The 11127-nt window shown below is 66.7% G+C and carries 10 protein-coding genes and 1 pseudogene; 1 reads left to right on the forward strand and 10 read right to left on the reverse strand.

Annotated elements, in window-relative coordinates; translation table 11 throughout:
* Nucleotides 1–26 precede the first annotated feature (26 nt).
* From ACLQI9_RS08760 to ACLQI9_RS08805, 10 genes and pseudogenes are all read right to left on the reverse strand, one after another.
* Nucleotides 27–212 (reverse strand): annotated as a pseudogene (locus tag ACLQI9_RS08760) (ferredoxin reductase); the annotation flags it as partial.
* A 228-nt stretch (nt 213–440) separates the two neighbouring features.
* Nucleotides 441–1934: an FAD-dependent monooxygenase gene (locus tag ACLQI9_RS08765; protein ID WP_442391476.1), complete on the reverse strand. Its 1494-nt coding sequence runs from the start codon at nt 1932–1934 to the stop codon at nt 441–443.
* A 14-nt stretch (nt 1935–1948) separates the two neighbouring features.
* Nucleotides 1949–2302: an FAD-dependent monooxygenase gene (locus ACLQI9_RS08770; RefSeq protein ID WP_442391478.1), complete on the reverse strand. Its 354-nt coding sequence runs from the start codon at nt 2300–2302 to the stop codon at nt 1949–1951.
* On the reverse strand, nt 2299–3306 hold the full coding sequence (locus ACLQI9_RS08775; protein ID WP_442391480.1) for a fumarylacetoacetate hydrolase family protein: 1008 nt from the start codon (nt 3304–3306) through the stop codon (nt 2299–2301). The genes ACLQI9_RS08770 and ACLQI9_RS08775 overlap by 4 nt, the downstream gene beginning before the upstream one ends.
* A gap of 21 nt (nt 3307–3327) precedes the next feature.
* Nucleotides 3328–4437 (reverse strand): VOC family protein, encoded by a 1110-nt coding sequence (locus tag ACLQI9_RS08780; RefSeq protein WP_442383608.1) that lies wholly within the window; start codon nt 4435–4437, stop codon nt 3328–3330.
* The gene (locus ACLQI9_RS08785; protein WP_442391482.1) at nt 4434–6347 is read right to left on the reverse strand and encodes an acyl-CoA synthetase; all 1914 of its coding nucleotides are present in this window, start codon (nt 6345–6347) and stop codon (nt 4434–4436) included. The genes ACLQI9_RS08780 and ACLQI9_RS08785 overlap by 4 nt, the downstream gene beginning before the upstream one ends.
* A gap of 156 nt (nt 6348–6503) precedes the next feature.
* Nucleotides 6504–6923: a hypothetical protein gene (locus tag ACLQI9_RS08790; protein WP_442391484.1), complete on the reverse strand. Its 420-nt coding sequence runs from the start codon at nt 6921–6923 to the stop codon at nt 6504–6506.
* Nucleotides 6924–7060: 137 nt separating this feature from the next.
* Nucleotides 7061–7540 (reverse strand): hypothetical protein, encoded by a 480-nt coding sequence (locus ACLQI9_RS08795; protein WP_442391486.1) that lies wholly within the window; start codon nt 7538–7540, stop codon nt 7061–7063.
* On the reverse strand, nt 7537–7719 hold the full coding sequence (locus ACLQI9_RS08800) for a helix-turn-helix domain-containing protein (RefSeq protein ID WP_442376142.1): 183 nt from the start codon (nt 7717–7719) through the stop codon (nt 7537–7539). The genes ACLQI9_RS08795 and ACLQI9_RS08800 overlap by 4 nt, the downstream gene beginning before the upstream one ends.
* Before the next feature lie 215 nt (nt 7720–7934).
* A complete protein-coding gene (locus ACLQI9_RS08805) occupies nt 7935–9053 on the reverse strand; it encodes a site-specific integrase (protein WP_442376143.1) in 1119 nt (372 codons plus the stop codon).
* 435 nt (nt 9054–9488) lie between these two features.
* Here ACLQI9_RS08805 and ACLQI9_RS08810 point away from each other — a divergent pair, with 435 nt between their 5' ends.
* Nucleotides 9489–11054, forward strand: coding sequence for a hypothetical protein (locus tag ACLQI9_RS08810; RefSeq protein ID WP_442376144.1), 1566 nt, complete (start codon nt 9489–9491; stop codon nt 11052–11054).
* Nucleotides 11055–11127 lie beyond the last annotated feature (73 nt).

An 11127-nucleotide genomic window follows, 5' to 3' on the forward strand; every position in this document is an offset into this window, starting at 1 on the left:
AACCATAGCCCAGATCAAGCGGGCAGAATAGTTGCGCCCTGCCCGTGCGGGGCCGGGCGGGACACGGCGAACCGCTCCAAGTGCGACCGCTCGCCGATACCCGCGCCGGCCCAGGTGTTTTCGGCCCCGTTGAGCATCCCCTCCGGCCCGCAGGCCCAGGTTCGACGCTCACGCCAGTCCGGCACCTGGTCGCGCAGGCGGCCGAAATCAAGTTCGGCTGGCTGTAGATCCTGTCAAGGGGTTTGGCCTCACACGTCCAAGCCGCCGTTGACGCCCCACACCTACCCGGTGATGCAGCAGGAGGCGTCGGCGACCAGGAAATGCACCACGGATGCGAATGTTGTTATGAAAGGCGAACTGTCGCTCCGCACGCCGTAGTCGTCATCGTCTGGGCGAACACGAAATCGGTTGGCTTGCAGGCTTTTCGGCAGGTCTCCTGTTCAGGTTCGACCGGAGCCGACACCGGTGCCGGCCGGGCTGAGCATGGGCGCCGCCTCGCGGATGTCGCGGCCCAGGATGTGTGCAAGCGCGTCGGCGAGTTTCGACCCTGGGTCGGGCGCCGCGTCTGCGTGGCGCCACCCGATGACACGGTCGGGACGCACCAGCACGGCGCCTTTGGTGGTGATGCCGCGGTGCTGTGCCCAGGCCAGCCGCGGATCGTAGAGGTCGCCGTCGATGTGGCCGATGCGCACCGCGTCGAGGGGCAGCCCATTGGCGCGGGCGATGTTTTCTGCCGCCGCGCACCAATCCTGGCCTTCCTCGCCGGCGATCAGCAGGAAGCGGCCCGGACCGACGAGGTCTTTGATCGGACGGCGGTGTCCCGTCTCGTCATCGATCCAGGCGTGCGGCAGCGGGCTGCCGGGGCGGGTGCCGGGTTCATAGACGCGGACGTCGTCGACGGCCGGGGGCTCCGGTGTGCCGTCGGCGATGACGGCGCTGGAGGCGTAGCGATATCCGTACTCGACGTTGAGTTCGTTGCCCTCCATCGTCAGCCGGCGGATCGCACGCAGCGCGCCGCGGCGGTGCTCGGCATCTTCCGGCTTGTCGCTGAAGATGCGGCGCATCTGCGCCCAGTTGGCCTCCGCGCCGGCCTCGTGGCTGAGCCCGAAGGCGCGCCCGATTTCCATGTGCGCCATCGAATTCTCCAGGGAACGCTGGACGTTTCGGGCGTCGACCGGCCTGCGTTCGGGTTCATAGCTTTCCAGCAGGCTGTCGGCTGCGTGGCCGCCCAGCACCGCGGCAAGCTTCCAGCACAGGTTGTGCGCGTCCTGCACGCCGCTGGTCAGTCCCAGGCCGCCGGTGGGTGGGTGGCGGTGCGCGGAGTCGCCGACGAGAAACGCGCGGCCGACCCGAAACCTCGGCGCGAGCACGCCCTCCAGAGCCCAGCGGGTGATCTTGTGGACCTTCATCGGCACGTCGATGTCCAGGGCGCGACGCATGTTGGCCTCGATCTGCTCGTCGGTGAGGTCTTTGGGCCCCTCGCCCTGGTAGGTGACGTGGAACACCCATTCTTCGCTGTCGGGACCCCAGTGGTCGGGCCCCATCGGCACCAGCACCGCCATCTCGCCGATCGCCGGGCACCAGATCCACCGGATGAGCACGTCGGGGTCGTGTGCGAGCTGCGAGAGATCCGCGCTGATGTGCGCGGTGGCGGTCTGCGCGACCACGCCCAGGCCCTCGTATTCCACGCCAAGCAGCTTGGGGATCGTGCGGCCACCGTCGCAGCCGAGCAGATACTGTGCGCGAACGGTGTACTCGGAATCGTCGTCGCGGTTGCGGACACGCGCGGTGACACCGTCGGCGTCCTGCTCCACGGCGACGAGCTCATGATGGAAGCGCACCGTCCCCGGCGCCATCGCCTCCGCGTGCGCCTTCAGGATCGGTTCCAGCCGGATCTGTGGCAGGTTGGCCGTGCGCAGCGGGCTGGCCGCCATCCAGTTGAGGTTGGTTAGCCGGCACCCCAGGACTCGATCCTGCCGATCATCCGGCCGCAATCCTCGTCGGGACCGGCGAACCCGCAGTACCAGCCCATGGCCGCCATGTTCTCGGCCGGGGTGCTTTTTTCGTAGATCGCTTCGGCGACGCCGACATCGGCGAGGATTTCCATCGTCCGCTGGTTGAGCACATGCGCCTTGGGCAGGATGGACGTCGTAGGCAGTGCGCTGACCAGCAGCGTCTCGATGCCCAGCTGCGACAGCAGCATCGACGCGGTCAGCCCGGCACCGCCCCCGCCGACGATCAGGACGGGAACGTCGATGTCGGCCTTCCGCTGCGCCGAGGCGGGCAGTGGTTGTTGTTTCATGATGTACCTCCGGAGATGTGGCACACGGCCCGGCGACCGTGGTCCTGGTTGTCGGTTGATCGTGTCCAGGTGATGCGCAGCAGTTGTTCGCCGAGGTCGATACGGCGGTCGGCCGATTTGATCGTGGAGCGCACCACATCGCCGGGCTTGAGGTAGGCGCCACGCTTCTTCTGCGCCTTGATGAATGCACGCCACTTCACGCGTTCGGGCAACAGGCCCATCAGCCTTTGCACGAACGGCGCCGGCGCGCGCAGTGCGCAGCCGGACGGCGTTCCGGTCAGCAGCACGTCGCCGGGCGCGAGGTCGCTGACCTGTGTGAGCTCGGTAAGCGTTTCCAGCGGCCGGTAAACAAGGTTGGCGGTCGAGTCGTGCTGGCGTACGCGCTCGTTGACCAGCAGTGTCAGCTCGAGCTGGTCAAGCAGCGGATAATCGTCGGGCTCCAGCACGCTCAGCACCGGGCCGACCGGGCAGAAGCCGCGATAGGACTTGCCCTTGAACCATTGGTTCTGCGGCAGCTGAATATCGCGTGCGGACACGTCGTTGGTCATGACCAGCGCGGCAACGTAGTCGGGAAGGGTGTCGGCGGTGATGGTGGTCGGCCTGCTGACGGGTTTGCCGAACACCAGCCCCAGCTCCAGCTCATAGTCGAGCAGCTGAACCTGCGCCGGCACGCGCACGTCCCCGCGCGGTGGTGCCAGCGTGGCGTCGGACTTCATGAACAGCAGGTTGAACTGCTTGTCGTCGGGGTTCACGCCGGACTCGATCATGTGCTGGCGGTAGTTGGCGCCCTGGCAGATCACTCGGCATGGTGCGGTGATCGGTGCGAGCAGCTCGACGTTGGCGATGTTGATGAGCTCGACCGGCGCCGCACCATCGAACGGGCGGTGACCCAGCAGCTCGCCCGTGCTCAGGTCGCCGCAGGACAGGGGTTCGAGCCGCCCGTCATTGAGCACACCCCAATCGGTGGTGCCGGCGTGGCGGTAACGGACAACGTTGATGGCCATCGGTTTCCTCGCGATTAGTGGTTAATTCTTGATCCAGGGACGCGCGGGCACCGCCAGCGCCTTCTTCATCGCCAGCATTCGGCGCAGGCTGAACTCGGCGCGATCGCGCAGACCGTGCACGATGGCCGCGATGCGGGCGGGGGTGGGACGGACGTCGACGAAGTCGGCGGGCATGTCCTCGCCCCACTGATAAAGGCCGGCCCGATCCAGCGGGTGATAGCCGGTTGGGTAGCTCGAATCCAACACGTCGCCGTCGGCGAAGTGCTCCACCAGCAGCCCGGAGGGGTCGCGTTGGTAGTCGAAGATCTGGCTGCCCAGGATGTGTCGACCCACTCCCCAGGTGTGGTTCCATCCCCGCGCGCGCATGTACTGCGCGCTGCCAGCGACGGCGTCGGGGTCGACGACCTCGAAGGCGCAGTGCTCGAGTTCGTCAGAGATACCGGCGGCGACGACGACGGTGTGGTGGTCGCTCGGTTCGGCGCCGCGGTCGCAGCGCATGAATACCAGCACCGCCTCGTGGTTATCGGGGCGCAGCAACACGTCGGAGGGGATCAGGCCCAGCGTGTCGCAGTACCATTGCGCGTTGCGGTGGAACTCCTGCTTGTGCATGACCGCATGGCCCAGTCGGAACACCAGCTCGCGGGCCTGGTCAGCGGGTTGGGGCCGGTTGACACGCACCTTGTGGCGCGGGGTGTTGTACGTGTTCGGCTCGCGCACCGACAGCTCCGGCAGCTCGGTCATGCCGAAGACCACCTCCACGCGGGTGCCGGAGGGATCATGCAGTGTTACCAGCTCGCCACCGCCGGGCTCGGCGCCGGCGTGCACGGGACTCGCGCCCGGAAGGCGAGCCAGGCACTCGAGGTCCTCGCGCGTCCCGACCGTGAAGCCCAGGCCTTGGAACTCGTCGCCGCCTCGCTCGACGATCCAGCAGTGGTGCGGCGCAAGCGCGCCCCGGAAGTAGAGCGCGTCGTCGTTGCGCGCCGAAACGGTGAGCCCGAAGTCGGTGTAGTAACGCTCGGCGCGATCCAGGTCGCGCCGTGCGACACGCACGAAGGCCAGATCGCGCACCTTGGCCACCGGGCTGGCGCACCGCTGCGGCACCGCAGCGGGCGCGGTCGACGTGGATTTCACAGGACCTCCTTCGTCGAGGCGTCGTGCAGATCGACGCCGAAGGTGTACGCGCCGAGGACCTGTTTGACCGTGGGTGCCGCGCGGCGATCGGCGAGGGCGACATCGACCACCACGCCGCGGCGGCTGTGCTGGCGGGCCCGGATGCTGCCGACGGCGCTGTCGCCAGATTCCCTGAGCGCCAAGGCGACAACATCCTCGGTCTCGCGCAGCTTGAGGGCCGGCTTGAAGATCTTGCCCACCCCGGTCAGCGGCAGCTGCCCGACGATCTGAACGCGTTTGGGCCAGGCGGCGCGCTCAGGAATCTCGCGCTGGGCGAAGTCCATCAACTCACGTTCGGTCGCCCGTGCGCCCGGCTTGAGCTGCACATAGACGACCGGCAGTTCGCCGGCGTGGACATCGGGACGACCAACCGCGGCGCACGCTGACACCGCCGGGTGACGGTGCATCGGTTCTTCGATGGCAGCCGGGTCGATATTGTGGCCACCGCGAATGATCAGGTCTTTCTTGCGGCCGGCCAGCCAGACATAGCCGTCTGAATCCACACGGCCCAGGTCGCCGGTGTTCAGCCAGCGCTCACCGTCGCGCTCCGCCCACAAACCTTTGTTGTGACTCGGATCGAGGTAGCCGGGGAAGACATTGCCGCCGCGGATCGCGACGACGCCGACCTCATCGGTGTCACACTCGCCGACGCAGTGCCCCGCCTCGTCGATGCGCAGGATGCGCAGCTCCTGGTAGGGCAGCGGTAAGCCGATCGACCCGATGCGGGCTTCGTCGAAGGCGGGATTGACGGCGCTGACACAGGTGCCCTCGGTCAGGCCGTAACCCTCGAGAATGCGAATACCGGTCAGCCGCTGGAACGCGTGGAAGGTCTCCACCGGCATCGGCGCCGCCCCGCACAGCGCATAGTCGAGACTGGCCACGTCGTGGCCGTCGATCGGCACCCGCAGCAGGCCCGAAAAGATCGTCGGCACACCGCTGAAGAAGTTCACCTTGTGGTACTCGACGACCTCCCAGAATCGCTGCAGGACGCCGCTGCCCCGATAACCCTCGGGCGTGACCAACAGCACGTGCGCGCCCATCGACCACGGCAACAGACCCGTCACCACCATGGCGTTGACGTGGAACAGCGGCAGCCCGCACAGCAGCGTCTTGGCGGCATCGATGCAGCCGTCGAGCGCCAAGCCCATCGTGTAGGCGTTGAAGACCTCGTTGCCGTGCGTGCGCACGGCGATCTTCGGCAGGCCGGTTGTGCCGCCCGTGCAGAAATAGGAACAGATGTCGCCGGGAAGAATGTCGCGATCGGACACGAGGCGGTCAGATCGCTGCTGCGCGATCAACTCATGGAAGTCATGCACGCGGATGCGCGCGTCGGGCGACGGTGGCGCCGGGGCCGCCGCTTGCTGCGTGTAAACGGCCGGCGAAACCGTCACCACATAGGTGAGCCGCGGCAGTTGCGGCAACATCGGTGCGAGCCGGACCCACAGATCGTCGTCGGCATCCGGGGCCGAACAGACGAGAACCCGCGCATTGGCTGCGCGCAGCAGCTCGCAGATCTGCGCCGCGTCCAGGAGCGGGTTGATCGCAAACACGATGCCAGTCGCCTCGGCGCCCCAGATCACGAAGTGGGTTTCGGGAAGATTGGGCAGCACGTATGCCACCACGTCAAAAGGCCGCACGCCGAGGGCGTGCAGCGCATTGGCGGTGCGTGTGATATCGCCGAGCAGCCGCTGGTAGGACCAGACGAACGGCTCGCGGTACTTCTCGACCGAGACGAAGAACGCCAACGCCGGATTCTGCGGGGCACGCGCGGCGCCCCGGCGCAACATCTCATAGGTGCTGTGCGGCAAGTTGCGCTGCGCGAGCGGAGTGGCTTCGACCTGCTCGATGTCCTTCAGTGAGGCGATTTTCACGCTGGGACCCTTCCTCAATTCATGGCCTGGTCGGGGCGCACCCGGAAGCGTCCCGCGGCGATACCGCACAACCCTGCCGTCCGCGCCGTCGCCGCCTACCGCTGCCCCGACTGCCCCAGCGAGAACAGCCAGCCGGTCCCCGACCCCATTCGCTGGCTAGGCTAACGATTCTGCATAAGCCCGAGCGTCAATGGCTTCCAGGGTGGCGACATCAGCATCGTCAATTGCCATCCTGGCGAAGTAAATCGAAGCCGTCGCATAGTCCTCCGCGTCATCGGCTCGGTGCTCCGCGACCTTCCGGCTAACAGCGTGTTTCTGGGCCGCAATATTGCTCTTGATTTTCTCCACCCGCTGTTTATGGTCTGCCTGAACTTTTTCCCAGTCCGAAGCCGAGGCAGCCTTCTTCTTTGCGACATTCGCCTTGAATTCATCCTGCCTGGCTTTTGCATCGGCTTTGGACGCGTCGAGAATCGCATGCACTTTCTGGCTGGTTTCATTCTCAGCCGCCTCTGCCTTGTTCTCCGCGTTCGCTGCATGGTCTGCAAGCTCTCGCAGAAGTTCTGAAAGTTTCTTCATGATGATGCTCCTCGCATTGTTGGCGTGGTGGTCAAGCACACCGTCTCCATCCGACCACCGCACGACGGCCGCCGGTAGGGACCGAAGTCCCCAGCCCGGGGGCCTTTCGTCGCCCCTGAACACCCGAAACGCAGACGTTAATCTTTGGATCGTCGATGCCACCAACGACGGGTGGACCGTGTGGAACGAGTGAAGCTTCTGGATGGATCCGTTGTGGGGTTGCGTCGCCTGGACGCACGCGACTTCGACGCGGTGCTGTTACTGCACAAGAACCTCAACCGCGGAATGGCTGACGCCCTATATCCGCGATATTGCCGTCCTTGCCGTCGGCTTGATGGCCGACTTGGCATCAGGCGACTCGCCCCATCGGTCGGGTTGACCAACGGCTTGCCGGCCTCGAGGGCGCCGTCTTGTACTTGCCGTTCCAATGCGAGGGCGGTCGCGCCGTCGGGCGTGGTGATGAACCGGTACTCGTAGCGGTCGTGAATCAGCCTCTTTGTGAGTGCGTCGAGAGCCGACTTGCCGTCCGCTACCTGCGCCTGCTGCTGGTCTGCCCAGCGTTGAATCGTGCCGGTGAGCTTCTCGGCTTCGGCTTTGGTCAAGTCGGTGTCGCTCATCGCGCGCCGCTGGGCGTAATCGGGCGCAGCGCGGTTTCGAGGTCCGCCTCACGAATACGGACAGCACGCCCGATGCCATAGGCTTTTATCGCGCCCGCTGATATGTGTCGGCGAATCGTCCGCTCGCTCAACGAAAGCCGGTCGGCGGCCTCGGCGAGCGTGATGAATTTCGTTGGCACTGTTTGTCTCCTGCGTCGCGTTGCTGGGTCGTTATGGCCGCTCGTGTCCCTGACCGGCTACGGCCCACCCAACCGAAATAGGGTGACCGGCTAATTCGTGTTTTCGGCGTGTCGCCGTACGGGCGAACCGTTTTGACAGGACAGCGGTCGCGCCGTCGCGGCGGCTGACTAGCGCGGAAGGTTCACGCTGTGGTGTTGGTCACGCTATACAGCAGCTAGTCGGCGTCGGCCTCGACGGCGGCCAGCCGCGAAAGCCGCTCGGCGAGGTTGGCGTCGGCCTTATCGACAAGCGACTGGTACCGCATGGCAGCAGCCACGGTCGAATGCCCTAGCCGCTGCATAACCTCGCGCGTCGAGCCGACACGCGATGCGTGGGTGCCAGCGAAGTGTCTCAGGTCGTGTATCCGCACGCCGTCCCGCCCGGCGGCCTCGACAGCGGGGCGAAAGTGCTTGGCGAATACCGAATCGTTCAAATGGCAGCCGTCGCGGAATGCCGGGAACACCAGCGCGCCGGACGGTGCCGCCACGTGCCGGGCGAGGTGGTCGAGCACATCGGCGCGGATATGCGACGGCACCACCACAATCCGAGCCTTGCCACTCTTGGGTGTGTCGACCCGGCAGGCCCCTCGATGCGTCGCCTGGCGCGCGACGGTCACCGTCGAGGCGTCCGGCGCTATGTCTTTGCGCCGCAGCTCGATTACCTCGGACCATCGCAGGCCGCACCACGCCGACACAAGCACCAGGGCGCGCAACCTCTCAGGCTTGATTGCATCGGCCACGGCGGCCAGCTCGGTTACCTCCAAAATGACCGGCTCACGCTTGCGTGGCGGGTTCATCGCGCGCGGGATGGCGCACGGGTTGGCTCCGACAATCCCGTCGGCCACGGCGGTCGCCAGCACAGCGTGCGCCAGCCCGTAGGCGTGCGACTGGCGTCGAGGTGTGCCCGACAGGGTGGAGTGCCACGCGCGGACCATTTGAGGTGTGAGGTGTCGCAGCTCGACGGGGGCCAGCGGTGCCAGCGGCCCGGCCAGTAGCCGCCGGTATTCAGTCCTGGTGGTGGGCCTGATGTTTCGGTGTTCAATCCACGTCGTCGCGTACTCGCCGAGCGTGACGCCCTTGATTTTGCGTTGCGCCGCGCGGACTTTCGGCGGTGTCCACAGCTCGCGCTCGATAAGGCGGCGCTCCTCGGCCAGCCACAGCTCGGCGTCCATGCGTTCTTTGAACGTGTCGGGGGCGGTGTGCCGGGCGAGGTCGTAGGCGTACGACGCCTGCCACCTGCCGCTGGGGAGCTTGCGCGCCGCGCCCCAGCCGCGCCTGTCTCGCTTGCCTGCCATGCGGGTGATTGTCGCAGGCCGCCGGGCGTAGTACCAGCGCCGCCGTGCAGTCCGCGTGCAATAGAAACGCGGATATCGTCAATTCCTGTCCGCTGTAGGCCACGGGTGATAGCGTCTCTAATTGCTGGTCAAGGGCAGTTTTCCGAGGTCAGCGACCATAACCGAATCCGCTGGGCTGGCAAATTCAAATCCTGTCAGCCCGACGCACAAAACCCGCTCCGAACAGTATCGGAGCGGGTTTTGTGTTTCTCGGGGTCCTTGCTTATTCCTGCAGTGGGCCCGAGCCGCGTCCCAATAACGCTGCGCCGCGGACCTATACCGGCAAACCACCGGCCGCGAATTGACGGTCTACGGTGTGCCTGGGCATCACCTGAACGGCTGCCGCATCGGCTGCGTTTTCACTCGCGAGGTAGTCCCGTTCGACAGAATGGGTAAGTGAGCAACGCCGAGACAACGACCACCAACCAACCGGGCACTGGACCCCCACCGCCGAACGGCCTGGCATGGCCGGCCGTGCGCGGTCGCCGCAGCACCACGCCGACCGCGACGGCGATCATCGCCGACGCCATCCGTGACGTCGACGCGGGCCTGACCGCCACCGTCGAGCAGGTCAGCGACTGGCGACGGGACTACCCGAAGATCTTCCGCAAGCTCACCGAGCTCGGCGCCAGCAGCCCGGACGCAGCTATCCGCAGCGCCCGCAACGGCCTGGCGTCGATGCGACGTCGGTTCACCTTCGTCCGCGACGGCGCGGAGACGAGCCTGGACGATGCGCTTCGCGGCTACACCGAGCCGGCGCTACGCACCGTCAGGATCACTGGTAGCGGCGCGCGCGAGGACGTCAACGGCCTCACTCTGCCCTACCACGGTGAGCGGCTGGCCGGCGGTGGCATCGCCCGCCTGGGCGAGGACTGGGTGCGCCGCGGAATCGTGGAGCCGTCTCTGGCCGACGCCCTGGACCTGGTCGTCGAGCACCCCGAGTGGCTCGATCTGCGCGACGTGACCGTGGTCGTGCTCGGCGCCGGTGCCGAAATGGGTCCGCTGGTGTCGCTGCTCCGCTGGGGCGCCCACGTTGTCGCGCTCGACCTGCCGCGGCCGGCGACCTGGGAGCGGCTGATGGGGCTGGTCGCCGCCAGCGCCGGCACCATGTCGGTGCCGGTGCCGGTGTCCGCGGACGTGGCGGACGACCACAACGCCAAGGAGATCGCCGCGGTGGCCGGCGCCGACCTGATTACCCAACTGCCCGAGACCGTCACCTGGCTGCGCACCTTCGAGGGCCCGCTCACCGTCGGCAACTACGTGTACGCCGACGGTGGGTTGCACGTGCTCACCAGCGTCGCCGGCGACGTGCTGATGACCGCTATCGGCGAGGGCCGCCCCGAAGTGTCGCTGGCGTTCCTGGCTACCCCCACCGACGCGTTCGTGGTGCCCGAGGAGGTCGTCGAGAACAGTCGCCGGCGGGCCAAGCAGCAGGCCGGGCAGCGGCGCGCGATGCAGCGGGCAGCACAGCTGGCCAGCCTGAACACGCTGTTCCAGCCGAACTATCCGCGGCTGTACGCGATGGACGACGGCCGGCTGGTCGGCATCAACGACGCAATCGTGCCTCGGCAGGGGCCGAACTACCTGGTGGCGAAGCGGTTGCAGCGTTGGCGGGCCGCGGTGGAGCGGATGAACGGCCGCCTCGTGTCGCTGAACGTCGCGCCCCCGACGCGGACCCACTCGGTGGTGAAGAACCGCGCGCTGGCCGCCGCCTACGCCGGTGCCCCCCGGTTCGGGCTGGAGATCTTCGACCCGTCCACGAGCAACACCTTGATGGCGGCCCTGCTCGTGCACGACCTGCGCAACCCTAGCGCCCTGGCGAATCCGGCGACGCCGCTGCACAACCCCATCGAATTGTTATGGCAAGGTGCCAACCATGGCGGGCTGTGGCGTAACCCGTTCAGTGCCGAGTCGGTGCTGGGCATCGCCGTTGTCCTGGGCATGTTTGAGTCCCGGGCCTGACTCGGCGGCAAGGGCGCCGATTTGCGCCGATTCGTACATTGGGCATTGGCGCTGATCCGGCCATCACCGGGGA

It is taken from the genome of Mycobacterium sp., assembly GCF_052143115.1.
In the GTDB taxonomy this organism is placed as follows: domain Bacteria; phylum Actinomycetota; class Actinomycetes; order Mycobacteriales; family Mycobacteriaceae; genus Mycobacterium.

Bases quoted from the DNA above. Each gene is read 5' to 3' on its own strand.
- ACLQI9_RS08795 (WP_442391486.1), bottom strand. From the start codon at position 7,540: ATGAGCGACACCGACTTGACCAAAGCCGAAGCCGAGAAGCTCACCGGC.
- ACLQI9_RS08765 (WP_442391476.1), bottom strand. From the start codon at position 1,934: ATGGCGGCCAGCCCGCTGCGCACGGCCAACCTGCCACAGATCCGGCTG.
- ACLQI9_RS08805 (WP_442376143.1), bottom strand. From the start codon at position 9,053: ATGGCAGGCAAGCGAGACAGGCGCGGCTGGGGCGCGGCGCGCAAGCTC.
- ACLQI9_RS08790 (WP_442391484.1), bottom strand. From the start codon at position 6,923: ATGAAGAAACTTTCAGAACTTCTGCGAGAGCTTGCAGACCATGCAGCG.
- ACLQI9_RS08775 (WP_442391480.1), bottom strand. From the start codon at position 3,306: ATGGCCATCAACGTTGTCCGTTACCGCCACGCCGGCACCACCGATTGG.
- ACLQI9_RS08770 (WP_442391478.1), bottom strand. From the start codon at position 2,302: ATGAAACAACAACCACTGCCCGCCTCGGCGCAGCGGAAGGCCGACATC.